Below are 24,077 nucleotides of genomic sequence, written 5' to 3'. Positions count from 1 at the left end.
GGCCGTGCGCGGCGGTGCGCGGCAGGCCCGTTCCGCCCGCGGGCCTCAGCCCGTCCGCAGCGCCTGCCACAGGCCCGTCGCGAAGACCGCGGTGACCCAGGTCCACAGCAGGGAGAGCGCGACGTGGCCGGCGGTCCGCAGGGCGTCGCCGCGCCACAGCGCGGGCGAGAAGTAGGCGAACTCCAGGATCCAGCGGATCCCCCAGAAGAGCACCTGCCCGGCCAGCAGCGCGGTGCCGAGCGGTGTGCCGGCCAGCAGGTCCGGTGCCAGGCAGAGCGGCAGCAGCCCGAGCAGGACGCAGGTCAGCGCGATGAAGAACAGGTGGGCGTAGGAGACCTGGCGGGTCAGCAGGCTGGTACCGGCCAGGTCGACGGGCCAGCCGATCACCTTCGGCAGCAGGGCGTGGAACAGGCCGAGTCCCACCAGGACGGCGCCGACCAGCCGCAACTGCCCCTCCATCGACAGCAGCTCGTTCACGAGGCGGCCTTTCGGAAGGCGAACGCGCTGACCAGGCCGGCGATCCGGCGCTCGCCGGCCGTCCGCAGCCCGGCCTCGGCGGCGTGGCCCAGCCAGGTGCCGCGCGACAGGAAGTGCCAGGCGCCGGGCCCGTACACGGCCGTGTTGGCGGGGTCGCGCAGGTGCTCGACCAGCAGCAGCGTGCCGCCGGGGCGCAGCGCCCGCACGCACTCGCCGAACAGGGCCGTCCGGTCGGCGGGGCGGCGCAGCTCGTGGGCGGCGAAGAGGCAGACGACGGTGTCCACGGACGCACTCGCGGCGGGCAGGGCGTCCGGGCGTCCGGGCCGGGTGCCGGGGGCGGGCGGCACCCGGCGGCGGGCGCGGCGGATCGAGCCCTCGGTCATCCGCTCGGGGTCGAAGAGGTCGGCGATCAGCTGCCTGCCGTCCGGCCAGCGGGCGGCCAGCGGCCCACTCGCCTCGTCGAGCCCGGTGGAGACGACCAGGTGGTCGCCCGGGCCGTCCGGCAGGAGGTCCGGCAGCCAGTCGAAGGAGCGCAGCTCGGAGCGGTCGTAGACGCACCAGGTGGCGAGCGTGCTGGTGGCGAGCAGGCCGGCCGCGCCCAGCGCGCCGGTGCGCGCGAGTGCGGCGGGCGCCCCCGTGAGCCGCCGGGAGAGCCCCCAGCCGGCGGCCGCGGTGAGCGCCCCCGCGGCGTAGAGCGGCCAGTTGAACCTGGTGACCTCGGCGACTCCGGAGAACCGCTGCTCCGGCCGGGCGGTCGTGCCGGTCACCGGGCCGCCCCCGTCAGCGCGCGGCGGCTGCCCGCCTCCCAGCCGTAGTCGACGTCCGCGACGTGGAAGGCGTTGGCGAGCCGCGGTGTGCTCCCGGCGAGCGGGCCGTGGTCGAAGAACGTCAGCCGGGACACCTCGACCGGCACCGGCACCGGTTCCCACCGGGTGCGGACGGCCTTCACCACGATCATGGACCGGGTCTGCGGCTCGTACTCGAAGGTGTAGGGCAGTGGACCGGCGAAGCGTCGGGCGGCGCGCGCGTCGGCGAAGGGGCTGCCGGCGGGCAGCGGGGCCGGACCGCCCGCGAGGTCCGCCCGGACCTGGAGGTCGGCGCGGCCGTCGCCGCTCAGCACCTTGAACTCCAGGTGGTCGCCGACCACCCGGGTGCCGATCCGGGCGAGGCGGTAGTTGTAGCGGGAGAACAGGTTGCCGCCGGCGGCCATCAGCCGGTGGTCGGTGTCGCTGCGGAGGATGCGCAGGCCGCGCATGGTCCGCCCGCCGGGGGTCGGGAAGCGGGTGAAGACCCGGTAGCCGGTGAGCACGAAGTCGCCGCCGAACCGGGCGGGCAGCCCGGCCGGGCGCAGCCCTCGGACGTCCACCAGGGCCGCGGCGACGAATCCGTGCTCGGTGCCGTCCGGGGCGGTGTAGGTGTCCAGGTCGAGCCCGGGGGGCACCAGGGGGGCGAGCAGCTCCGGCGGCAGCGCGTAGGTGAGGACCAGCGAGTGCGCGAAACGGGTCCGCATCGGGAAGGGGTGGCGTTGCAGCAGGTGTCTCACGGCCGGCTCCTCGGGGTCGGGTGGTGCGGTGGGGAAGCGCGCGAGGGGCGGTCGGACCGGCCGGCGGACGCCCCGGGGCAGGGGGCGGTCACCGGCGCCGGCCGCGCCGGGGCACCACAGGGCGGCCGGGACCTTCGTGGTCGGAGGCCCGTTCCCTGCCGGGCCTCATCATGGCGAACGATTTGAACATGTTCAACTCTGTGGGCGGCCGGTGCTTCCCTGCCAGGTCGGAGCGGTGGGCCGGGAGCCCTGATCTCCGCGATCCGGACCGGTTCGTCCCGATCTCGGCGTCCGGACCGGTTCGTCCCGATCACGGCGCCCCGATCACGCCGTCCGGCCCTGACCCACCGAGCGTTCGAGGGCGTCGCTCAGCCACAGGTGGGACGCGCCGAGGGTGGCCGGATCGCCGCCGGCCTCGGCCACCAGCCGCCAGTAGCGGCGCATCCGCGGATCGCGGTCGGCGGCCAGCCGGGCCAGCAGCCGCCCCCGGAACCGCGGGGTGTCGCCGCCGCCGCGCACCGAGGCGTGCGCCGCGACGAACCGGTCGAGCGCGGGCCCCGCCCGGGGCGGCTCCCCCGCCTGCACCAGGGGCCGGGCCAGCGCGCACGCCTCACCGATCCCGTTCATCAGCTCGGCCTGGTCGGCGACCAGTTCGGCGTTCTCCCGCGCCATGGCCAGCAGGAGGCGGGTCAGCGTCCGATCGCCGGCCAGGGCGAACAGCTCGGCGAACGCGACCACCTGCGGCGGGGTCGGGTCGGCGGGCGGCTCGGGCACGGTCATCGCCACCAGCGCGCCGAACACCGCCTCCGGCACCGGGGCGACCATCGCGCGTCTCCAGAAGTCGACCAGCGCGTCCCGGGCGGCGCCCCCGTTCTCCACGGCGGCCAGCAGCTCCAGCCGGCCGGCCCGGTCCGCCGGTCCGGCCTCCTCGACCGCGCGCAGCGAGGCCCGCCGCCAGGACAGGTCCGCGAGCCGCACGTCCAGCGCGGCCCGCTCGGCCGCCACCACCTCGGCCAGGGAGCGCTCGCCGTCCAGCACCCGCCTGACCGAGGGCAGCCCCAGCCCGAGCCCGCGCAGCCGCCTGACCAGGCCGAGCCGCTCCACGGCCGCCGGGTCGAACCTGCGGTGCCCGCCCGTGCTGCGCACCGAGTCGACGATGCCCTCGTCGCAGTAGAAGCGGATGGTCCGCACCGGTACACCGGTCAGTCGCGCCAGGTCGCCGATCCCCAGCGTCCCATCGAGCAAAGGCACTTGAACCTCCACCAGGCTGGAGGTCCTACCGTACCGGCGTCACCCCCTGAGAGGAGCGTTCATGATGACGTCGACGCTGGACACCGCACGGCTCGTGGAGGGCCTGCGGGAGCAGACCGAGGTGTTCGGCCGCGCGGTCGCCGGCAGGGCCCCGGACACGCGGGTGCCCAGCTGCCCGCAGTGGCCACTGCGCACCCTCGTCGGACACGTCGGCCAGGAACACCGGTGGGCCGCCGAACTCGTCCGCAGGCGCGAGCAGTTGCCCGTCCCCGACCCGCAGGAGGCCGACCCCGGCAGCCCGGACGGGTGGGCCCGGTGGCTGCACGAGGGGGCGGAGGAGCTGATCGGCGCGATCCGGCGGACCGGCGCGGACACCCCGCTGCCCACCTTCATCGGGCCGCAGCCCGCGGCCTTCTGGCTGCGCAGGGTGCTCAGCGACACCTGCGTCCACCACTACGACGCGGCGCTCGCGACGGACACCGCGTACGCGATCGCCGAGGACCTCGCGGCCGACGTGATCGCCGAACACCTGGACCTGCTGTCCACACCCGCCTTCGCGGCGATCCGACCGGCGGTCGCCGAACTCCGCGGCCACGGCGAGCGGCTCGGCTTCCGGCCGCCCTCCACGGACGGCTGGACGGTCACCAGGACACCCGAGGCCGTACGGTGGAAGCGCGGACCGGTCAACGCCGACGTGGTGGTATCCGCAACGCTGGCGGACCTCATGCTGCTCCTCTCCCGCCGCCTCCCCCCGGATCACGACCGGGTGGCAGTAAGGGGCGACCACGCCCTACTGGACCACTGGCTGACCCACACCGCCTTCTAGGGTCCGCCCGGCCCGCGGCCGCCCCTGGACCGCCGCTGGAGCAGGAAGTCGGCGAGACCGACTTCCTGCTCCGTGGCCCGGCTCGGACTCGGCGGGCACGTGGGCCCTGTCCGGCTGATCGTGGTCACGCCGTCTGGCGCTACCAGCGGCCTCGTGGGGGATAGTGGGGCCTGGCTCGGTACAGGCAAGAGGAGAGGTCACACGTGGCGACCCCGTCGTGGTGGGAAGAACTGATAGGCATCAACGGCATCCTGGCGGCTGCCGACCGTGCCGATGTTGAGAGCTGGCGAGGTCCCGCGGCAGAGACGGTCTCGGCGGACGGGGACGACGTGCCGCCGTTGACGCTTCGGCTGGGCACGCTGGGAGGCGTCTTCGCCGAGCACGCGGCCGAGTTCACCGACGAGCAGACCCGGCAACTGTTCCAGCTCCTGGAGGAGACCCTGGCGAACGGTGGTGAGGAGGACGGGAACGCCATTGCCACCGGATTCTTTGAGGCGCTGCTGAACGCCTGGGACAAGGGATTCGACCTCACCTCCGTCTGGGCGGCCGTAGGCCCGCGGTCTCGTGACTACTGCCGCGCCTGGAACGCCTTCACAGGTGTCGAAACCCGTGACTGGATGCGCTGAGCTCCGCCCACCGATCCGCCTGACGGAACGAGGGCCGCGAAGGTTGTCACACCGTCACCACGGGCACCCCGGCCGGGCGGCCCGCGAGCAGGGCCGCGATGTGGTCCGCGCAGCGCAGGGCCGCCGTGGCCATCGCGGTCCGGGTCATTCCGGCGACGTGCGGGGTCAGCAGGACGTTGGGCAGGCCGAACAGCGGTGAGGCGAAGGCGGCGTGCTCGTGCTCGAAGGTGTCGACGGCGGCTGCGGCGAGCGGGTGCGCGGGGTCGCGCAGCGCGTCGGCCAGCGCCTGCTCGTCGACGATCCCGCCGCGGGCGGTGTTCAGCAGGATCGACCCCGGCCGCATCAGCGCCAGCTCCGAGCGGCCGATCAGGCCCCGGGTCTGCGCGGTGAGCGGCAGGTGCAGGGAGACCACGTCACTGGTCGCCAACAGCGCGGCGAGGGAGGCGACCTGCGGCACCCCGCCCGGCTCCGCGGGCGTCCGCGCGAAGCCCTGGACCGCCAGGCCCAGGGCGGTCGCCCGGTCGGCCAGCGCCCGGCCGATCCGCCCCAGGCCGACGATGCCCAGGGTCAGCTCCGACAGCTCCACCGCGGGTGTCAGTTGCGGGGACCAACTGCCCTGGTGTGCGGACGCGTTGTGAGCGACGAGGGATCGCGTCACGGCGAACAGCTGGGCCAGGGCGAACTCGGCGACCGCGTTCGCGTTGGAGGCCGGGGTATGGGTGACGGCGACCCCGTGCCGGGCGGCGGCCGCCAGCTCGACATGGTCGGTGCCGGCCCCCGCCCGGCCGATCACCCGGAGCCGGTTGGCCAGCGCGGGAGCGGTGGCCGCCGCGAGGAACGCGGCGCGCAACGGCACCCCGGCCCGGGACTTGACCGCGTGGTAACCGATCCCGCCCCGGACGGTCTCGGCGATCAGCGCGGGCTGGTCGAAGCCGTCGACGTCGGTGAAGTCCACCCGACCGGTCCAGGCGGCCCGCACCCCGGCGGGGTCGGCCACCCGCCGCAGGTTCAGCGTGACGGCCAGTCCGTGGCCGAGCAGGCGCTCCAGCTCGCGGCCCAGCAAATCGCCGGGGGCCACGTCCAGCAACAGCACTCGGGCCCGCTCCATGCCGGCAACCCCCTCTCCCCGCACGGACCCTACTGCGCGCCCCGGGCCCACCGGGCGCCCGGGGGCCTCGCGAATCGACGGCCGACTGTCGGCTGTCCCCGGGGACCGGTGCGAGCCGGACGCCACCTCGGGCGCGTCCACCACGGCCGACTTCCTCGTCACGAGGAACCGACCGCCGACCTCCACCACGGTCCGGTCGCCGACCGGCCACGGCCGCACCCGGGGTCCACGACACGCGGGCAGGAACGTCCCTGCCCGGTGATTGCCACCCGTCCCGGTGCAATGACCGGGCAGAAGCAAACGTCGAAAGGGGCTTCCGGTGGAAACAAGGACCGCGGATTCGAACCCGCTCCGGGTACTGGACGTCTCCGGTGCCGCCTACGATGCTGACCGTCCGACGTGCCGGGCCGGGCCGGTGACCTGCCGGCAGGCCTCCCGCCCGCCTGCTCCCAGCAGGCGATGACGGACCGGGCCGTTGCCCCTGTTGTGAGGTCGCCGACGCCCTCGCCCGGTGGGAGAGCCCGCGCGGCCGACGCTGTCAGGCTGCTCACACCCGCACGTTGCCCACCGCCGGGCACGGCCGGGGTGCGTAGGGTGGATCTTGTCCGGTGTGCGACGGCGTCTGGGGTGGGCAGGGCGATGGCTACGGGAAGTTCAACCGGCTTGACCGCACATCAGTTGATCGGGTTGCTGGTGGATCCGGGGAGCTTCCAGGGCTGGGACGAGCCGACCGGGGCCGAGCCGGCGGACGAGGGGTACCGGACGGCACTCGACCGGGCCCGGGAGCGGACCGGGGTGGACGAGGCGGTGGTCACCGGGGCCGCACTGATCGGCGGTCGGGCGGTGGCCCTGGTGGCCTCCGAGTTCGGGTTCCTCGGCGGATCGATCGGGGTCGCCACGGCCGAGCGGATCACCCGGGCCGTGGAGCGGGCGACGGCCGAGCGCCTGCCGCTGGTCGCGCTGCCGGTCTCGGGCGGCACGCGGATGCAGGAGGGGTCGGCGGCGTTCCTCTGCATGCTGCGGATCACCTCCGCCGTCCAGGCGCACCGGGCCGCCGGGCTGCCGTACCTCACCTATCTGCGCAACCCCACGATGGGCGGGGTCTTCGCCTCCTGGGGGACGCTCGGGCAGCTGGTGTTCGCCGAGCCGGGGGCCCGGCTCGGGTTCCTCGGACCGCGCGTCTACGAGGAGCTGCGCGGCGTGGAGCTGCCGGCGGACGTGCAGCGGGCCGAGACGCTGGCCGGGCGCGGGCTGGTGGACGCCGTGGTGGCGCCGGAGGAACTGCGGGAGGTGCTGCGGCGCTCGCTGTCCGTACTGACCCGGGGGCCGGGGCCTGGTCCGACACGGGCAGAGGAGAAGGGGACGGGGAAAGAGGAGAAGGGCGCGTCGCGGGCGGTCCGCCCGACGGGCCCCGGCTCCCCCGACTCCTGGGACTCCGTGCAGCGCACCCGCCGCCCCGACCGGCCCGGCACCCGCGAGCTGCTGCGCCGGGCCGCCGAGGAGCTGGTCCTGCTGGACGCGCCCGGCGGCCGGGACGGTGCTCTGGTGCGGGCACTCGCCGTGCTGCACGGACACCCCGTCCTGGTGGTCGGGCAGGAGCGCGCCGCCGCCGACCGGGAGCGCCCCTTCACCGCCGCCGACCTGCGCGCCGTCCGACGGACCGCCCGCCTCGCCGAACAGCTCGGCCTGCCGCTGGTGACCGTGGTGGACACGGCCGGCGCGGAGCTGTCCGCCCAGGCCGAGCTCGACGGGGTGGCGATCGAGATCGCGCACTGCCTGACCACCCTGCTCGCGCAGCGCACCCCGGTCCTGGCCGTCCTGCTCGGCCAGGGGTCGGGCGGCGGCGCGCTCGCCCTGCTGCCCGCCGACCGGGTCCTCGCCGCCGAGCACGCCTGGCTGGCGCCGCTGCCGCCGGAGGGCGCCTCCGCGATCGTCCACCGGGACGGCGCGCACGCCGCCGAGCTCGCCCGGGCGCAGGGCATCGGCGCCTTCGACCTGGCGGAGGTCGGTCTGGTGGACACCGTCGTCCCCGAGCGACCCGACGCCGCCGAGGAGCCCGCGGCCTTCTGCGAGCGGCTCGGCCGTTCGGTCGGAGCTGCGCTCGACGGGCTGGCCGGCGTGCCGGAGGCGGACCGCCTGGCCGCCCGGGCGCTGCGGCACCGGCGGCTGGGGGACGTACTCACCCGCTGACGTCTCCACCGGGGGGCCCGCGCCAGTCGCGCCCCGGCCGAGCCGATGCGGCCGACCCACCTCGGCCGAGCCGATACGACCGATCCACTACGGCCGACCCGACGCCTGCGCCCGGTCCGCGGTGTGGCCCCGGTCTCAGCACGGCGCCTGGCATTCGTCGGTACCGGTGTGGCCCCCGTCTCAGCGCCGGACAGATCGTCTGTACCCGGTGTGGCGGCGCCGCGTCGGCCGGTGATGGCCGGGCAGGGCCGCCCGGTGAGTGCGCTCACATGCAATTGCCCGCCACGACGCGCGGTAGTGGTGGGCAGCACGAACTATCGGCCCGGCGCAGCACGCCCGCCCGGAGCCCTTCGAATCCACGGCACGGCGGCCGCGTACGACGGCGGGTCGTAGCAGAGGGCTCTTGGCGACGGCCCCTGCCGTCTGCCAACAATGGCTCAGTCGTCAGCCGCACCGGCACCTGTCCCGCCGGGCTGCGGCTCTTAGCCGAGTCACGCCCCGTGATCCGCATTGGCCCCTGTCCGGCCGCGGATCGGAACGGGGCATGACACCGGCCCAACCTGATTGAGGTCTTCTTCTTCATGCCCGCTTTCAAGCTCCGTATGCGCACTTCCGCCGCACTTCTTGCCGGCGCCGCCGGTCTGACCGCCCTGGGCGCCGGCCTGGTGCCCGCCACCGCCTCGGCCGCCACGCTGTCCCCGCAGGCGATCGCGGCGCAGATCGTGCCGGCGAACCAGCTCGCCTCGTTCAACCAGATCATCTCCCACGAGTCCAGCTGGAACGTGACCGCGACCAACCCCAGCTCGGGCGCGTACGGCCTGGCCCAGGCGCTGCCGGGCTCCAAGATGGCCTCGGCCGGCGCGGACTGGAAGACCAACCCGAAGACCCAGATCAAGTGGGCGCTGGACTACATGAACAGCCGCTACGGCAGCCCGAACGCCGCCTGGTCGTTCTGGCAGAACCACCACTGGTACTAAGCCGCCACATCACCAAGACCCCACCCGCGTCCAGACCACTCCCCGCCACCCCGGGGGTCGGACAGGGACCACCGGGGTGACCGAGGGGCCCGGCCCGCGCGCGATCCGCGCGGGCCGGGCCCCTCGTGTGTGCCCGCGCGGAGGCCGCACCTGTCCACCGTGCCGGCCGTCGCCGTCCGCGGCACCGCAGACCCCTCCACCCGCCGACCTCCGGCGGGCATGTCGAGGAGCGGCCTCGTCAGGCCCCCGGCAGTCCCAGCAGGGCGCGCATCCGGGCGTACTTGGCGGTGAGGCGGGCCGCGGTGGCCGCGTCCAGATCGGCCAGGCGGCCCGGGTCGGAGTTGTGCGCCAGGTCGGCCTGCTTGACCAGCAGGGCCCCGGGGGTGGCCAGGATGCGGGCGGCGTACTCCTCGGGCTGCTCGCCGGGGCGCTTGGTGAGCGCGTCGACGATCGCCTTGGTGGTGTCCGGGAGGGCCGCCTCCGCAAGCCACTCCCTGGTCAGCGCGTCGTCCTCGATCGCGTCGTGCAGCCAGCCGGCCGCGATCTGCTCCTCGGAGCCGCCGCGCGCCGCGGTGCCGCCGGCGACCGCGGCGAGGTGCTCGGTGTAGGGGCGGCCGCTCTTGTCGGTCTGACCGGTATGGGCGCGCCGGGCGATCGTCTCCACCTCGGCCAGGCTCAGGTACTCCACCGGCCCATCGTAGGACCTGCCTGCGGGCCTCGTCCGGCCTCCTGGTTGACTGCGCTGGTAACGGCGGAATCTGCCGGAAGGACCGTGGAACCATGCCCAGCCTCCACCCGCTGCTCTCGGGCTTCGCCCCCGTCTGGGCCCTCACCGGGGTCGGCTACCTGGTCGGTCGCGGCGGGCTGCTCGGGCCGCACGCGGAGGCGGTGCTCGGCCGGTTCGTCTTCCATGTGGCCATGCCCGCCGCCCTGTTCGTCATGATCGCGCGGACGCCGCTGGGCCGTTTCGCCAACCCGTCGATGCTGGCCTTCGCCGCCGGGACGGTGCTCGCCACCGCCCTCGGGGTCCTGGCCGCGCACCTGCTGTTCGGCCGGGGCGTCGCCGAGCGGGCGATCGGCGGTATGGCGGCCGGGTACGTCAACTCGGCCAACCTGGGCATCCCGGTGGCGATGCAGGTGCTCGGCGACGCCTCGTTCGTCGCCCCGGTGGTGCTGTTCCAGATCCTGCTGGTGACGCCCGCCGTCCTGACCGTCCTGGACACCGGGACCACGGGTCTGCGGGCAGCGCTCCGCCTGCCGCTGCGCAACCCGATACTGCTGGCCGTCGCCCTCGGCGCGCTGGTCTCCGCCGCCGGATGGCACCTGCCCGCCGAGCTGAACCGGTCCTGCGAAATGCTCGGCGGCGCGGGTGTGCCCACCGCCCTGGTGGCGCTCGGCATGTCACTGCACAACCGCCCGACCGCCACCGGGTCCGCCCGCTTCGCGGAGGTCGGGGTGACCGTCGCGGTCAAGACCCTCGTCCAGCCGCTCGCCGCGTACGCCGTCGGGGCCTACCTGCTGCACCTGCCCGCCCACCAGCTGCTCACCGTCGTGCTGTTCTCGGCCCTGCCCACCGCGCAGAACGTCTTCGTCTACGCCCGCGAGTACGGCCGGGGCACCGCGCTCGCCCGGGACTCGGTGCTCTGCTCCACCCTGGTCTCGATGGTCACCCTCTCGGCGATCAGCTGGGCGCTGGCCTGACCGGCACCGGTACCGGCACGGCGCCCGTCAGCCCGCGGGCGACCGGCATCCCGCGGGCCCAAGATGACGGAAACCGCCTGCACCCGTCACCCGGAGTGGAATGCTGACCGCCATGACCTCGTACCTGCCGCCTTTCGACGAGAAGCAGTGTCGGGCCCAAGTCACACTCCCCAAGGCCGACCTGGACCACTTCGACCGGATCCCGCAGGGCGCCTTCATGATGGAGCCCACCCTGCAGTGCGATCTCATGACCCGCCACGAGGGCGTCCACTCCGCGCTGTTGCAGGGCGTCGGATTCGACCTCTACTGGGTGTCCTGGCCGGAGTACCTGGTCGAGCAGGCGGCGCGCTGCCCCGCGGTCCTCGACCCGGACGACCAGGATCCGCCGCCGAAGGAGCCCGAGATCTGCCTGCTGCGCGACGGCCACCCCGGCGAGCACTGCGGCGGGGACCACTGGTTCGACTGAACCCCCGCCTGAGCCCCCACCGGAACCACCGCCTCAGGGCCCGACGACGCCGACGGCGGGCCCGACCCGCCCTGAGCTGCGCTCACTCCTCGCGCGCCGCGGCCACCACCTCGGTCATGGCGAGCAGGAACCGGCGGGCGGCGGCCAGCTCGGCCGGGTCGAAGCGGCCCATCGCCGCGACCAGGTCGGCGATCAGCCGGCCGAAGAAGGTCTCGCCCAGCTCCATCGCCTGCTCCTCCACCAGCAGCCGGACCTTGCGCCGGTCCCCCGGGTCCCGCTCGCGGCGGATCAGCCCGAGTCGCTCCAGGCGGTCGACCAGGGCGGTGGTACCCGCGGAGTTCAGCCGCAACGCGTCACCGAGACGCCCCGGGGTCACCACCGTCCCGGCGCGGGCGGCGTCCAACAGGTGGATCAGCGCCCGAAGGTCGGTCGGGTGCAGTCCGTGGCGGCCGGCGAACTCGGCACCGAAGAGGTCGAGTTCGACGGTCAGCCCGCGCAGCAGATGGACCAGCTGCAGCCGCTCGCCCGATCCGTCCGGTCCATCCGATTCAGCCGCTTTCTCCACCTTGTCGTCCTCTCCCTGGCGCCACGTCCCCCCGACGCTACTTCTTCACGGTGCCGACCCCTCCCTCCGTACCGCCTTCCCGTGGCCCCGCCCGTGCCACTATTCTCTCGCTCAGCGAGATTGTTGTTCAACGAGGAAACACGCCACCCCGGAGGGCACGATGTCCACCACGCCGACCACGGCCTCCGCCAACGAGTCCGCCAACTCCACCGGCTCCGCCTTCTTCGCCGCCTACGACGCGGCCCTGGCCCGCTGGCCCGCCCCGGCCGAGGCCCTCGATGTGCGGACCAAGCACGGCACCACCCGCGTCAACGCCTGCGGACCACGGGACGGCCGCCCCCTGGTCCTGCTGCACGGCGGCGGCGCCACCTCCACCGCATGGTCGGCCAACGTCGGGGCGCTCGCCGCCGCCGGCCACCGCGTCCTCGCCGTCGACCTGATCGGCGACCCGGGGCGCAGCGTCCTCGACGGCCCCCCGCTCGGCTCGGTGGCGGAGCTGCTGGCCTGGCTGGACACGGTGCTCGACGGGCTCGGCGTCCGCAGCGCCGACTTCTGCGGGCACTCGTACGGCGGATGGATCGCCCTGGAGTACGCGCTGCACGCCCCGGCCCGGGTCGGCCGACTCGCGCTGCTCGACCCCACCCAGTGCTTCGCGGGCTTCCGCCCCGGGTACCTCCTGCGCGTGCTCCCGCTCCTCCTGCTGCCCCGCACGGCCGCCCGAGCCCGCTCCTACCTGGACTGGGAGAGCCGGGGCAGCGGTCTCGACGCCGGCCTGCGCGAGGTGTACGCCCTGGGCCACGCCGGTTTCCCGGCCGCCCGCCCGGTCACCGGTCCCCGTCCGACCCCGGCCCGTCTACACGGCCTCGCCGCCCCGACCCTGGTCCTAATCGCCGAGCTCAGCCGCCCCCACGACGCCCGCCGCACGGCGGACGCGGCCCGCGCCGCCCTGCCCGCCGCCACCGTGACCGTCCTGCCCGGCGTCTCCCACCACACCCTCCCCACGGCCCGCCCCGCCGAACTGAACCGCCACCTCACGGAGTTCCTCGCCGCCCCCAACGGGTGACCCTCCTCCACCAGGCACACCCGCCCACCCGGCGCGGGGTGATCACACCGATACCGGGCCACCCTCCGTGCGCTCGGCCGGGACGGTCGGGTCGAGGAGACCTGCGGAAGCGATTCACTCACCTTCCACTTGGGCCGGTCTCTCCACAACTCGGTGATCGTTCCCCCCTGTTCTCCCGATGTCAATCTGATCCCGCCATGAGCGGAGGGGGCTTTCCCGCTTGCCCCACGGGGCTCAAATTATGCTCAACTTCGTTGCTCCATACGGGACTTCAGAGAAACCATCTGAACATCCCGACGGGAACAGCCTCTTCTTTGGGGGAAGAATGCGTTACCAGGAAATGGGTGTGGCGAAGAAGGCCGCGCTGGCCCTGGCCATGGCAGCGGGGTTGGCCGTGGCGAACACGGGAGGTGCGAGTGCCGCCGGATACCCGGAGGGCGTGACCTTCAACAACCAGCACTTCGACGTGCACTACTACTCCGGCGGCTGCCGGGTCGAGGCGAAGTTCAGCTACACCAGCCGCACGACCTGGGTCGCCAACGCGGTCCGCTCCGGCGAGTCCACCTGCAACCTGTACATCAACATCATCTACAAGGGCACCGACGGGAAGCTGCACCTGATGGAGGACTGGGGCAGGCGCAACGTCTCCGTGGCCGGGTGGGGCACCCGCTGCGAGGTGCTGACCGGGGTGCAGCGCCCCGACTTCTCCTGGTACACCCACCGGCTGACCGCCACCACCAGCTCGGCCTGCGCCGGAGCCACCTGGTAGACGGGCACTGAACGGGGAGCAGTCGATCAGGCGTGGGGTGGGAGTCACCGCAAGGGCGACTCCCACCCCGTCCTTGCGCCCACGGCCGCTGCGGCATCCCGAAGGCCCGTCAGCCCGACCACGACGCCGGCGGTCCCGGGCCGGTCATCAGAGCGCGGACGACCGGACCCACCCGACCGCCTCGGGTCGCATCGGCAACCCGGAACCGTCCTTACCGGGTCGCCCTCGTTGACGACGCACACCGAACCCCAGGTCTCGCAACCCGCAGCCGCCGAGAGCCCTACTCCCCCGGGCCGGCCAGGCCGTCGATCAGGGCGGCCAGGGCCGCCGGGAGTTCGTCGCAGCGGCCGCCCGGGCGCGCGTACGGGGTGTCGGACAGGACCCGGGCCAGGGCCGGGAGGCGGGCGGGGTCCACGGCGGCGAAGGCGGTGCGGCGCTGGTTGGGCTCGCGGGGCGGGCTGACGGGGTGTTCGGAGAGGAGCTCGCCGAGGACGAGCTGCCAGCAGGAGCGGAACGCCGCCGCCGCGCGGGCCGGTGACAGCCCGGCGGCCAGCAGATCGGCCAGGCAGGCGTCGGTGAAGGCGAGGGCGTTCTCGGCGACCAGCTCACCCCGGATCAGGATGTGCAGCACCCAGGCGTGGCCGGCCATGTAGGTGTGGGCGTCGAGCAGCCGCCGCAGCAACCGGTCGCGCGGCCCGGTACCCGGCACCTCGACCGGCAGGCCCTCGGCGATCTGCTCCAGTACGGCCAGCAAGAGCGCGTCGCGGTCGACCACGTGACGGTACAACGAGGCCGGGGCGGTGCCGAGTTCGGTCGCGACGCTGCGCATCGTCAGCAGCTCGATACCGTCCCGCTCGATGACCCGGCGGCCGGCTGCGACCACCCCTGCGGTGGTCAGCCCGGGCCGGGGGCGGCGGCGCCCGTACCGGCCCCGCTCGGACGCCTCGGACGCCTCGGACGCCTCGCCGTCCTCGGCGTGGGCGACGGATGCGGCGTGCTCGACCGAACCGCTCTGCTCTGGCATTCCGCCATCCTGCCACGCGTCACAGGCCTCCCAGCAGGGACGCTTGCGCCATTCAACTTGTAAGGCTTACCTTACGCGAACAATGTTCGCATCGGAGGTCGCCATGCCCGAAGCCGCACCGCCCAGCACCGTCTCCGCCCGCGCCCGCACGCCGAAGGCCGCTCCGCCCGCCGGCCCTGCCGCGGGTCGCGTCTCCGCCGGTACCGGCGGGCGGAGCGGCCTCGTGCTGCTCACCGTCTGCCTCTGCCAGCTGATGGTCACGCTGGACGCCAGCATCGTGAACATCGCGCTCCCCGCCATGGGTGAGGCGCTCGGCTTCGCCGATGGCGCGCTCCCGTGGGTGGTCAACGCCTACGCGCTCGCCTTCGGCGGGCTGCTGCTGCTCGGCGGCCGGATCGCCGACCTGGTCGGACACCGCCGCGCGCTGCTCGCGGGCCTGCTGCTCTTCGGCCTCGCCTCCGTCCTCGGCGGCTTCGCCCAGACTCCCGCCCAGCTGGTCTCCGCCCGCGCCGGGCAGGGCGTGGCGGCCGCGGTGCTGGCGCCGATCAGCCTGACGCTGATCATGGTGACCTTCGCCGAGGGCCCCGCCCGCGCCCGCGCGGTGGGCATCTGGTCGATGGTGACCGCGGGCGGCAGCGCGCTGGGCGTCCTGCTCGGCGGACTGCTGACCGACCTGCTCGACTGGCGCTGGGTGCTCTTCGTCAACCTCCCGATCGTGCTGGCCGGGCTGGTCCTGGCAGTACGGTCCGTCCCGGCCGTCCGACCGCCGCGCACCGGGCGGCTGGACGTGCTCGGCGCGGCGCTCGGTACGGCCGCGATGACGGCACTGGTCTACGGGCTCATGGAAACCGACCGCCACCCCTGGGGCTCGGCCCGGACCGTCGCCACCCTCGCCGCGGCCGTACTGCTCGGCCTGGCCTTCCTGGTCTGGGAGGCCCGGTTCGCCTCGGCGCCGATCGTTCGGCTGGGCGTGCTGAGGGCCCGGACGGCCTGGGTGGCGAGCCTCGTCGTGACGCTGATCGGCGCCTCGATGCTGGTCGGCTTCTACTTCTGCTCGCTGCACCTGCAGAACGTGCTGCACTACGGCCCGCTGGCCGCCGGCGCCGCGTTCCTGCCGTTCTGTGCCGGGACGATGGCGGGCAGCATGGTCGCCGGCCGCCTCACCGCCCGGTACGGCAGCCGGACCGTCCTCACCGGTGGCCTGCTCCTGGCGGGCCTCGGGATGCTCTGGTTCGGCGGACTCGGCGTGGACTCGGGCTATCTGGAGGCCTTCGTCGGACCCTCGGTGGTGGCCAGCGTCGGGGTCGGGATCTGCATGGTCGCCAACACCTCCATGGGCACCTCGGGGGTCGACCCGCGCGAGGCCGGACTGGTCAGCGGCCTGCTCAACGCCGGGCGCCAGTGCGGGGGGAGCATCGGGCTCGCCGTACTCTCCGCCCTCGCCGTGGGCGCCACCCGACACGCCTCGGCGGCGGGCGACACCCCGCCGGCGGCGCTGGCGGCCGGGTACGACCGGGCGTTCGTCGTCACCGCGGCGCTGATGGGCGTCGCGGCACTGATCGCGGTGGTGTTCGTACCGGGCCGGGCCGCGGCCGCACGGCGCTGACCGCCGACCGCTGACCGGCGACTGCCGACCGCCGACCGCCGACCGCGGCGAGGAACGGCTCCACCGGTCGCGGCCGGAGCGACCGGCCGGAGGCCGTCCCCGCCGGCCGGCGCCGGTCGTTCCCGGCCCGGCCGGTCGTTTGCCCGCGGATCAGGTACCGGTAACAGCAGGCACCGGCAGGCACGGGTATTTTCGAGCAGGTACAGGTGTCAGTAGATCAGGTAGCCGGGCCGGTGGCCCTCGTCCTCGATCTCCCCGGTGGCCTGCGCCCGCAGCTTGCGGGACAGCGCTTCCAGGGCGCGGGAGGCCGCGACCTCCTCGCCGATCCGGGCCAGCGGACGGTCGTCCGCGCTCTTGATCGACTCGCCGTGGGCGCTCAGGCCCGGCGCCCTCGCGCCGGTCAGCCTCGCGTCACATCCCGTGTGCACACCGTCTTCCTCGAAGCTCAGCTCCACATCCCACTGGTTGTGCATGCCACACCTCCTGGCGCCGGCCCCCGCCGTGCCTGCTCGGACCGGCACGGATGGTCACCCGGCACGGATACCTGCTCCGTGGCGGCTGCTCACACCAGCGTGCGCCCGCCCCGCCCACCGCGGCAAGCGCGGGCACCACGGCGGTCGGGACGGGCCGGGCGGGCGGACGCTGGTGCGCCCAGCGGACGGGCTGGCGCAGCAGCGGGCGCGGTGGAGCAGGCGCCGCGAGCGCGGCCGGCCCGCCGCCGACAAGCCGCCCGCAAACCGCCCCGGCGGTAGGCTGGCGACAGCGCGCCGCGACCGCTGTCGAACCCCGGACCGCCGGTGCGGCGCCGGCAGCAACGTTCGGGTGGTCCCTTCGTGGCGGTCTTCCTTCTCGCCCTGAGCGCCGCCTGCTGCCTGGGTCTCGGATTCGTCCTCCAGCAGCACGCCGCGCAGCGGGCTCCGCGTGCCGACCTACTGCACTGGCGGCTGCTGCTCGACCTGCTGCGGATGCCCGAATGGCTGCTGGGGACCGGCTTCATGGTCAGCGGCCTGCTCCTCTCCGCACTCGCTCTGGACCAGGGCGAGGTCTCGCTGGTCGAGCCGCTGCTCGCCACCAACCTCATCTTCGCGATGGCCCTGTCGCGTGTGCTGACCCGCCAGAGCCTCGGCCGCTCGGGCTGGGCCGGAGTGCTGCTGCTCGCGCTCGGTGTGACGGCCTTCATCGTGGCCGGCCGCCCTACCGGCGGCGGCGAGGCGGGCGGGGAGCTGCGGCAGTGGCTGGTGCTCGGGACGGTGGTGGGCCTGACCCTGCTGCTGGTCTCGATGGCCCGCCGACTGCCGCTGTTCGAGGAGGCCACGCTGCTCGCCCTGGCCGCCGGGCTGCTGTACGGCCTCCAGGACGCGCTCACCCGGGCCACCGCGCAGCGCCTGGACCAGGACGGCCTGGGCGCGGTGCTGCAGACCTGGCAGCCGTACGCGGTGGCGGGGGCGGGGGTGGTCGGACTGCTGCTGGTGCAGAGCGCCTTCGAGGCCGCACCCCTGCGGATGTCACTGCCCGCCTTGACGGCGGCGCAGCCGATCACCGGCATCGCCTGTGCGGTCGCCTTCCTCGGCGACCGGCTCCGGATCACTCCGGGTGCCCTGGCCTGGGAGTCGGCCGGTCTGGTCGCGATCGTGGTCGGGGTGGTGGTGATCGGACGCCATCCGGCCATGCCCGGCAGCACCACCAAGGGCGGCGACGGCGGGGCCGCCGAGGGCGGCGCCTCCACCGCGGGCGACACCACCGACGGAACCGCCGACGGAACCGCGGGCGACACCGCAGGCGGCGCAGCGAGCCGTGAAGCGAACCGTGAAGCAGACGGCACGGCGCGCGGCACAAAGGTCGACGGTGTCAACGACGGCGTCGGCGACGACGGCCCGGGCCCCCGGTAGCCGGCGGGAGGAGCGGATGTGCTGGAGCGCGCAGGCGGACCTGGTCGCCGGTGGCCTGGTGTCCGGCGTCGGCGTGCTGTGCCTGGTCCGGGCGCACCGGACCGGACACCCGGAGCGGCTGCCGCTGGCGGCGCTCCCGCTGGTGTTGGGCCTGCACCAGCTGATCGAGGCCGCCGTCTGGTTCGGCCTGGACGGCGATCTCGCCCCCGGACCCGCCGCCTGGGCCCGCACCGCCTGGGCGGTGATCGCGTTACCGCTGCTGCCCCTGCTGGTCCCGGCCGGGGTCTGGTGCGCCGCCGGGGCGGCCGACGGCGGCGCCGCAAGCACCGCCCGGTCTCCCGTCGACGAACGGTCCACCGTCACCGCCCTGCCTCCCCTCGCTGGAGGGTCCACGGCCGCCGGAGCAGTCGCCGCAGGCGACCGGCCCGCAGCCGGCCCGGTGGACGCTGTCACCGGCCGGCGGCGGCAGGCGTCACTCGCCGGGTTCGCCCTGCTCGGCGTGCTCGTCTCCGGCCCGCTCGCATTGGCGGTGGCGACCCACCCGGTGACGGCCCAGGAGCACGGCCACACCCTCGCCTACGGCATCGGCATCCCCCACCCGGACCTGTTGCTGACCGGCTACCTGCTCGCCACGGTCGGCTCGCTGCTCGTCAGCGGCGACCGCCTGCTCCGGCGGCTCGGCGTACTCGTCGGTGTCGGAGCCGCGGTCTGCGCGGTGCTGTGGCAGCTGGCCTTCGTGTCGACCTGGTGCGCACTGGCCGCGGTGGTCAGCGTGGTGCTGCTGCAGTGGTCCGGCCGGCGCAGCACCTGAACCCGCCTGCCCGACGCGCCACCGTCCCCGCCCTCGCCGACCGCCGACCGCCGACCGCCGACCGCCGACCGCCGACGGTCCCACACCGCGGCTACGGCTACGCCGCCACCGTGGGGCGCTCCGACGGTGTGCCCGCCGGAGCCTCCGGTATCAGCTCGGCGGCTGCCCGGCCCTTGCCGCGCAGGCGGTCCATCTCGCGCCACTCGGGCCGCAGCCCGGCCACGGCGGTGGTGGCGAAGTACAGGCCGCCGGCCACCAGCAGCGCGGGGACCAGCCCGGCCAGGGCCACCGCCGAGCCGGCGAGCAGGCCGCCCAGCGGGATGCCCGCCCAGGCCAGCGAGTCACCGAGGGCGCCGACCCGGCCGAGCAGGTGTCGGGGCACCCGCTCGAAGGTGATCGCGCCGAGGATCGGGTTCAGGAACCCGGCCCCGAAACCGCCCACCGCGAACACCGCGAGCACCGCCCACATCGGCCCGTCCAGAGCCAGGACCAGGAACCTCGGCGCCCCGCAGAGCAGGAACCCGGCGAAGAACACCGTCCGACGCGGCAGCCGGTGGGCGACCGCCGCGGCTATCACGCTTCCGGCGACGGCCGCGATCCCCCAGGCGCTGCCGGTCAGCCCGATCACGGCCGGACCGCCGCCCGACTCCTTGGCCCAGACCGGCACCAGGACCGTCATGAATCCCGCGTCCAGCAGGTTGGTGATCGCGATCATCACGATCACCGTCAACAGCAGCGGCTCACCCCGCAGGAAGGTGAAGCCCTCGCGGAACATCCGCCAGTAGCCCACCTGCTCCGCCACCGAATCGTCCGCCGCCGAGACCCCCGAGACCGCCGGGACATCCGGGACCGCGACCGCCGGACGCCCGATACCGCGGGGCAGCACGAGCGCGATCACCACCGAACCCAGGGCGAAGGCGATCGCGTTGACCGTCAGACCGGCCATCGGCCCGAGCAGCGCGATCAGCCCGCCGCCGACCGCCGGACCGATCGTGGAGGCCAGCCGCTCGGTGACCCCGGCGAGACCGGTGGCCCGCTCCAGCGGGATCCGGGCGTGGTCCGCCGCCTCCGGGACCATCACCTCCTTGGCCAAGTCCCCCGGGCCGCGCACCGCGCCGATCAGCCCGACCATCACCAGCAGCAGCCAGAACGGCAGCAGGCCCATGCCGTGCAGCAACGGGACGAGCCCTGCCGCGACGGCGCTCACCGCGTCCGTCGTCCACGACACGACGCGCGGACCGAGCCGGTCGATCACCGGCCCGGCAAGTGCCTTGACCAGCACATACGGCGTCATCTCGACGAAGGCGACCAGCCCTGTCATGGTGGCGCTGCCGGTGGTGGCGAGCACGAACCACGGAAGGGCGATCGCCGAGACCCGCGTACCCGTCAGGGAGATCGCCATCGCGGTGAGCAGGCCGGCCAGCGGCCGGGCACTGCGCGGAGCCGCCACACCCGGGGCCGTGGTCGAGGCGGTGCTCATGACCGGACCTCCCCACCGGCGTCGCGCTCGTCGTCGGGGTCGTGGTCGCGGTCGTCATCGACAGCGCGGTCGCCCGGACCGCCCTCCAGGTCGGGCAGCAGCTGAACGGCCACCGTGACCCGCTCCGCCCCCTCGGGTGCGGCCTCGTCCGGTTTGCGGTAGCGCCCGATCACCGTCGCCAGCTCCGCCGAGAGGCTGCGCGCCTCCTCCGGCGTGAGCTGCAGCGCCCAGTCGCTGAGGTTGGTGGCATGCCGCCAGTCCCGCGGCATGGTCTCGAAGGAGTTCAGCGCGCGCTGCATGATCAGCGTGTGCGCGGCGGCGATCGACTGCATGTACCCGAGCGCGGCCGCGGGCTCCTGTTCGGCCAGGTCCATGTCCGTCCACCAGGTGCTCTGGTGCACGGACTTCCACCAGCGCTCACGGGCGTTGCCCCGCTCGGCGTCCTCGGCGACGAACCCCGCCGCGGCGAGCTGGCGCAGGTGATAGCTGGTCGCCCCCGAGGTCAGCCCCATCCGCTCGGCGAGCCTGGTCGCGGTGGACGGGCCGTGTCGGCGCAGCAGTCCGATCAGTTGGACGCGCACGGGATGGGCCAGCGCCCGCAGGCCCTTGGCGTCGAGGACGACATCGGTCTGCGGGTCGGGGCTGTGCGGCCACCGGGCTTCTTCGGTCATGGCAGGAGTCTAGAACCGCAAAGAACCCTTCGCAAAGGATTATTTGCGAAGAATTCTTTGCGGTCCCGTCGCGAGGGCTCCGCCATGAGGATTCCGCCGCCTGTGGTCCCGCCGCCCACGGCTCCCCACACACCCCCTCAGTCCCGGGCCACCGCCAACGTGAGGACCACGGTCAGACCGCCACCGGACGTGGCCTCGACCCCCAGCCGGCCACCGGCAGCCCGGACCAGTCCGTTGAGCGCCGGCCCGGTCGGCCCCCCGGAACGCATACCGGCTATCAACCACTGCCGGGCCTCGGGGAGTTCACAGCGCCCCCGGTCCACCACCCGCAGTTCGACCCGTGCCCGGTCCTCCCCGGGGCCGCCGGAGCCGACGGCCGCATGCGCCCGGATCAGCACCCGCGCCCCGGCCGGACTGCGCCGGATCGCGTGGTCGACCAACCCGGCCACCGCCGACTCCAGTCGGCGCCCGTCCGCGACCACCACCGGCAGTCCGGCCGGCACCTGCGAGAACACCTCCGCCGACCGCCCGTCGCCGCGCAGCACCCGCTGCACCACCTGGGCCACCTGGACGTGCTGCGCCGAGGGGGCGCACCCCTCCGGACGCCCCGTCCACCCCACCCGCTCCAGCTCGGGCCTGGTCAGCGGCCGCGGCCCGGCCATCACATCGGTGCGGGCCCGCCCGGCACCCAGGCCATTCGGCCGACCGGCCCCGCCGCCCACCGCCCCGACGGCCGACCCGCCGAGGCCGCCGAACCCGCCGAGCGCCCGGGCGCCCGCCGCAACCCGGCCCCAGAGCTTCCCGTGTTCCATCGCCCTGCCCCTCGCGCATCACCGGCTGCCACCGTCACGTTCGCGGCACGCCGAACGGGCCGCGTGCGGCCCCTCGGCCAAGCCTGCGCCCGCCCGGTACCGGTGACAATCCCGCTCCCGGACGCGATGCGCGGCCCGTACCCCGCCGGTCGGCGGACGCACACCCGTCGACCGGCGGGGCCCCGGGCCACGGCGCGGCCCCACCACCCGGCACACCCGGCCCGATCCGCCCACCGAACCTAGACTGGCCCCATGACCCGGCTCAACGACCAGGTCCAGGAGCTGCTCCAGGAGTACGCGGACCTGATCTCGATCACCGGCGGGGACGCCTTCCGGGCCCGCGCCTACGAGAAGGCCGCCCGCGCGGTCGGAGGCCACCCCGAGGACGTCGCCGGACTGGACGCCAAGGGGCTCCAACAGATCCCCGGCGTCGGCAGATCCACCGCCGAGAAGGTCGCCGAGTACCTGCGCACCGGCCGGATGGAGGCCCTGGAGACGCTGCGCGCCGCGATCCCGGCCGGTGTCCGCGAGGTGATGGCCGTCCCCAGCGTCGGACCGAAACGCGCCCTCGCCCTCTACCGCGACCTGGACATCGCCTCCGTCGACCAGCTCGCCGAGGCGATCCGCGCCGAGCGGCTGACCGAGGTACCCGGCTTCGGCGAGCGCAGCGGCGCGAAGATCCTGCACGGCATCGAGCTGCTGCGGCAGTCGGGCGGCCGGACCCTGCTCGACGCGGCCACCGAGCAGGCCGAGCAGATCGTCGCGGCGCTCACCGCCGTCCCCGGCTGCACCCGCTGCGCGTACGCCGGTTCGCTGCGCCGGATGCGCGAGACGGTGGGTGACATCGACGTGCTCGCCACCGCCGAGGACTCCGCCCCGCTGATGGCCGCGCTCATCGGACTCCCCTTCGTGGCGGAGGTGATCGGGAGCGGTCCGACCAAGACCTCGGTACGCACCGCCAAGGGCCTCCAGGTGGACCTGCGGGTGGTGCCCGAGGAGGACTGGGGCGCGGCGCTGGTCTACTTCACCGGCTCCAAGGCGCACAACATCAAGCTGCGCACCATGGCCGTCCGCGCGGGCCTGAAGCTGTCCGAGTACGGGCTGTTCGACGCCGAGAGCGGCGAGAAGGTGGTCTCGGCCACCGAGGAGGAGGTGTACGCGGCGCTCGGCCTGCCCTGGATCGCCCCGCCGCTGCGCGAGGACCGCGGCGAGATCGAGGCCGGCCTGCGCGGCGACCTGCCGGACCTGGTCGCCGAGGACGACCTGCGCGGCGACCTGCACACCCACACCGACCTCACCGACGGGCTGGCCACCCTGGAGGAGATGATCGACACGGCGGCCGCCCGCGGCTACGCGTACTACGCCGTCACCGACCACGCTCCGGACCTGGTCATGCAGCGGATGACCGACGACAAGATGCTCGCCCAGCGCGAGCGGTTGCGCGAGCTCGCGGGCCGCCACCGCCGGATGCGGCTGCTGCACGGCACGGAGCTGAACATCGGCCCGGACGGCGGTGTGGACTGGCCCGCCGACTTCCTGGCCGGGTTCGACGTGTGCGTGGCCTCCGTCCACTCGCACTTCGGCGCCGACCGGGCCGCCCAGACCCGCCGCCTGATCCGCGCCTGCGAGAACCCGAACGTGCACGTCATCGGCCATCTCACCACCCGGCGGATCGGTCGGCGCGGACCGATCGACGTCGACCTGGACGCCGTCTTCGAGGCGGCCGCCCGGACGGGCACCGCGATCGAGATCAACAGCTCGCCGCAGCGGCTCGACCTGCGTGACGAGGACGTGCTCCGGGCGAAGCGCCACGGGGTCCGGTTCTCGATCGACAGCGACGCGCACGCGACCGGTCAGCTGGCCTACCCCCGGTACGGGATCGGCACCGCGCAGCGGGCCTGGCTGGGCACCGAGGACGTGATCAACACCTGGCCGTGGCAACGGCTGAAGCGGTTCCTACGCAAGGATGCGCTGCGGTAGGTCCGCTCTCCCGCACTCCCGCTCTCCCGCACTCCCACCCAAATCACCGCATTTCGACCGCTGAACCCCTGGTGCAAAAGGGACGGGAAGCGCATCATGAGTAGTGGACCTGCGAGGTAGCTGAGGAAGTTCGACCGCAGGAGGCAGTGGCGACAGATCGAGACGGATCAGGGTCTGCCGCTGGTACCTCGGTCGACGATCGAACCGTGAGGCCGGAGGACGGGATGTCCGGAGGCCGCCCC

General features: G+C 74.3%; 23 protein-coding genes and 1 pseudogene. 12 read left to right on the top strand and 12 right to left on the bottom strand.

Translation table 11 applies throughout. The features are described 5' to 3' along the window. Positions 1 to 45: 45 nt before the first annotated feature. The 4 genes from ACIGZJ_RS29965 to ACIGZJ_RS29950 all read right to left on the bottom strand — a co-directional run bounded on the left by ACIGZJ_RS29965 (position 46) and on the right by ACIGZJ_RS29950 (position 3,271). Positions 46 to 477 (bottom strand): hypothetical protein, encoded by a 432-nt coding sequence (locus ACIGZJ_RS29965; RefSeq protein WP_396460188.1) that lies wholly within the window; start codon positions 475 to 477, stop codon positions 46 to 48. Continuing rightward, on the bottom strand, positions 474 to 1,244 hold the full coding sequence (locus ACIGZJ_RS29960; protein ID WP_396460187.1) for a class I SAM-dependent methyltransferase: 771 nt from the start codon (positions 1,242 to 1,244) through the stop codon (positions 474 to 476). The genes ACIGZJ_RS29965 and ACIGZJ_RS29960 overlap by 4 nt, the downstream gene beginning before the upstream one ends. Then, a complete protein-coding gene (locus ACIGZJ_RS29955) occupies positions 1,241 to 2,020 on the bottom strand; it encodes a DUF2071 domain-containing protein (RefSeq protein ID WP_396460186.1) in 780 nt (259 codons plus the stop codon). Before ACIGZJ_RS29955 ends, ACIGZJ_RS29960 begins: the two co-directional genes overlap by 4 nt. A gap of 324 nt (positions 2,021 to 2,344) precedes the next feature. Then, positions 2,345 to 3,271: a MerR family transcriptional regulator gene (locus ACIGZJ_RS29950; RefSeq protein WP_396460185.1), complete on the bottom strand. Its 927-nt coding sequence runs from the start codon at positions 3,269 to 3,271 to the stop codon at positions 2,345 to 2,347. Positions 3,272 to 3,332: 61 nt separating this feature from the next. Between ACIGZJ_RS29950 and ACIGZJ_RS29945 the strand changes: the two genes are divergently transcribed. Beyond that, entirely contained in the window at positions 3,333 to 4,097 is a 765-nt protein-coding gene (locus ACIGZJ_RS29945; protein ID WP_396460184.1) for a maleylpyruvate isomerase family mycothiol-dependent enzyme, read from the top strand. 203 nt (positions 4,098 to 4,300) lie between these two features. Beyond that, positions 4,301 to 4,723: a hypothetical protein gene (locus tag ACIGZJ_RS29940; protein WP_396460183.1), complete on the top strand. Its 423-nt coding sequence runs from the start codon at positions 4,301 to 4,303 to the stop codon at positions 4,721 to 4,723. A 46-nt stretch (positions 4,724 to 4,769) separates the two neighbouring features. Here ACIGZJ_RS29940 and ACIGZJ_RS29935 read toward each other — a convergent pair whose 3' ends face one another. Continuing rightward, complete coding sequence (locus ACIGZJ_RS29935; protein WP_396460182.1) at positions 4,770 to 5,831, bottom strand: NAD(P)-dependent oxidoreductase; 1,062 nt, start codon at positions 5,829 to 5,831, stop codon at positions 4,770 to 4,772. A gap of 663 nt (positions 5,832 to 6,494) precedes the next feature. Here ACIGZJ_RS29935 and ACIGZJ_RS29930 point away from each other — a divergent pair. Together ACIGZJ_RS29930 and ACIGZJ_RS29925 are read left to right on the top strand one after the other, a co-directional pair. Next, positions 6,495 to 8,021, top strand: a complete 1,527-nt coding sequence (locus ACIGZJ_RS29930; protein ID WP_396460181.1) for a carboxyl transferase domain-containing protein — start codon at positions 6,495 to 6,497, stop codon at positions 8,019 to 8,021. A gap of 602 nt (positions 8,022 to 8,623) precedes the next feature. Next, the gene (locus ACIGZJ_RS29925) at positions 8,624 to 8,998 is read left to right on the top strand and encodes a transglycosylase SLT domain-containing protein (RefSeq protein WP_396460180.1); all 375 of its coding nucleotides are present in this window, start codon (positions 8,624 to 8,626) and stop codon (positions 8,996 to 8,998) included. Between the two features lie 238 nt (positions 8,999 to 9,236). Here the strand turns inward: ACIGZJ_RS29925 and ACIGZJ_RS29920 are convergent, their stop codons facing one another. After that, a complete protein-coding gene (locus ACIGZJ_RS29920) occupies positions 9,237 to 9,686 on the bottom strand; it encodes an HD domain-containing protein (RefSeq protein ID WP_396460179.1) in 450 nt (149 codons plus the stop codon). Between the two features lie 92 nt (positions 9,687 to 9,778). Between ACIGZJ_RS29920 and ACIGZJ_RS29915 the strand changes: the two genes are divergently transcribed. Together ACIGZJ_RS29915 and ACIGZJ_RS29910 are read left to right on the top strand one after the other, a co-directional pair. After that, complete coding sequence (locus tag ACIGZJ_RS29915; RefSeq protein WP_396460178.1) at positions 9,779 to 10,699, top strand: AEC family transporter; 921 nt, start codon at positions 9,779 to 9,781, stop codon at positions 10,697 to 10,699. A gap of 112 nt (positions 10,700 to 10,811) precedes the next feature. Continuing rightward, positions 10,812 to 11,165, top strand: coding sequence for a hypothetical protein (locus ACIGZJ_RS29910; RefSeq protein WP_396460177.1), 354 nt, complete (start codon positions 10,812 to 10,814; stop codon positions 11,163 to 11,165). Positions 11,166 to 11,247: 82 nt separating this feature from the next. Here ACIGZJ_RS29910 and ACIGZJ_RS29905 read toward each other — a convergent pair whose 3' ends face one another. Continuing rightward, entirely contained in the window at positions 11,248 to 11,730 is a 483-nt protein-coding gene (locus tag ACIGZJ_RS29905; protein WP_396460176.1) for a MarR family winged helix-turn-helix transcriptional regulator, read from the bottom strand. A 160-nt stretch (positions 11,731 to 11,890) separates the two neighbouring features. Here ACIGZJ_RS29905 and ACIGZJ_RS29900 point away from each other — a divergent pair, with 160 nt between their 5' ends. Together ACIGZJ_RS29900 and ACIGZJ_RS29895 are read left to right on the top strand one after the other, a co-directional pair. Further along, entirely contained in the window at positions 11,891 to 12,793 is a 903-nt protein-coding gene (locus ACIGZJ_RS29900; RefSeq protein WP_396460175.1) for an alpha/beta fold hydrolase, read from the top strand. A gap of 325 nt (positions 12,794 to 13,118) precedes the next feature. Further along, positions 13,119 to 13,562: a hypothetical protein gene (locus ACIGZJ_RS29895; RefSeq protein WP_396460174.1), complete on the top strand. Its 444-nt coding sequence runs from the start codon at positions 13,119 to 13,121 to the stop codon at positions 13,560 to 13,562. Between the two features lie 280 nt (positions 13,563 to 13,842). Here the strand turns inward: ACIGZJ_RS29895 and ACIGZJ_RS29890 are convergent, their stop codons facing one another. Then, on the bottom strand, positions 13,843 to 14,586 hold the full coding sequence (locus tag ACIGZJ_RS29890) for a TetR/AcrR family transcriptional regulator (protein WP_396460172.1): 744 nt from the start codon (positions 14,584 to 14,586) through the stop codon (positions 13,843 to 13,845). Positions 14,587 to 14,689: 103 nt separating this feature from the next. Between ACIGZJ_RS29890 and ACIGZJ_RS29885 the strand changes: the two genes are divergently transcribed. Further along, entirely contained in the window at positions 14,690 to 16,192 is a 1,503-nt protein-coding gene (locus tag ACIGZJ_RS29885) for an MFS transporter (RefSeq protein ID WP_396460171.1), read from the top strand. A gap of 209 nt (positions 16,193 to 16,401) precedes the next feature. On the opposite strand, the gene ACIGZJ_RS29880 is transcribed toward ACIGZJ_RS29885, so the two are convergent. After that, the gene (locus ACIGZJ_RS29880) at positions 16,402 to 16,665 is read right to left on the bottom strand and encodes a dsRBD fold-containing protein (RefSeq protein ID WP_392940326.1); all 264 of its coding nucleotides are present in this window, start codon (positions 16,663 to 16,665) and stop codon (positions 16,402 to 16,404) included. Positions 16,666 to 17,025: 360 nt separating this feature from the next. Between ACIGZJ_RS29880 and ACIGZJ_RS29875 the strand changes: the two are divergent. Then, a pseudogene (locus ACIGZJ_RS29875) lies at positions 17,026 to 17,874 on the top strand (DMT family transporter); the annotation flags it as partial. Positions 17,875 to 18,097: 223 nt separating this feature from the next. Further along, on the top strand, positions 18,098 to 18,892 hold the full coding sequence (locus tag ACIGZJ_RS29870) for a DUF6629 family protein (protein ID WP_396460170.1): 795 nt from the start codon (positions 18,098 to 18,100) through the stop codon (positions 18,890 to 18,892). Positions 18,893 to 18,989: 97 nt separating this feature from the next. On the opposite strand, the gene ACIGZJ_RS29865 is transcribed toward ACIGZJ_RS29870, so the two are convergent. From ACIGZJ_RS29865 to ACIGZJ_RS29855, 3 genes are all read right to left on the bottom strand, one after another. Beyond that, positions 18,990 to 20,372: an MFS transporter gene (locus ACIGZJ_RS29865; RefSeq protein ID WP_396460169.1), complete on the bottom strand. Its 1,383-nt coding sequence runs from the start codon at positions 20,370 to 20,372 to the stop codon at positions 18,990 to 18,992. After that, a complete protein-coding gene (locus ACIGZJ_RS29860) occupies positions 20,369 to 21,043 on the bottom strand; it encodes an ArsR/SmtB family transcription factor (protein ID WP_396460168.1) in 675 nt (224 codons plus the stop codon). Before ACIGZJ_RS29860 ends, ACIGZJ_RS29865 begins: the two co-directional genes overlap by 4 nt. Positions 21,044 to 21,180: 137 nt before the next feature. Continuing rightward, positions 21,181 to 21,855: a hypothetical protein gene (locus ACIGZJ_RS29855; RefSeq protein ID WP_396460167.1), complete on the bottom strand. Its 675-nt coding sequence runs from the start codon at positions 21,853 to 21,855 to the stop codon at positions 21,181 to 21,183. 252 nt (positions 21,856 to 22,107) lie between these two features. Between ACIGZJ_RS29855 and polX the strand changes: the two genes are divergently transcribed. Then, positions 22,108 to 23,835 (top strand): DNA polymerase/3'-5' exonuclease PolX, encoded by a 1,728-nt coding sequence (gene polX / locus ACIGZJ_RS29850; RefSeq protein ID WP_396460166.1) that lies wholly within the window; start codon positions 22,108 to 22,110, stop codon positions 23,833 to 23,835. Positions 23,836 to 24,077: the final 242 nt, after the last annotated feature.

Source organism: Kitasatospora sp. NPDC052868, assembly GCF_044547105.1.
Classification (GTDB): Bacteria; Actinomycetota; Actinomycetes; order Streptomycetales; family Streptomycetaceae; genus Kitasatospora.
Note: the sequence above shows the minus strand (reverse complement) of the source record. Positions and strands in the feature narration are given on the sequence as shown.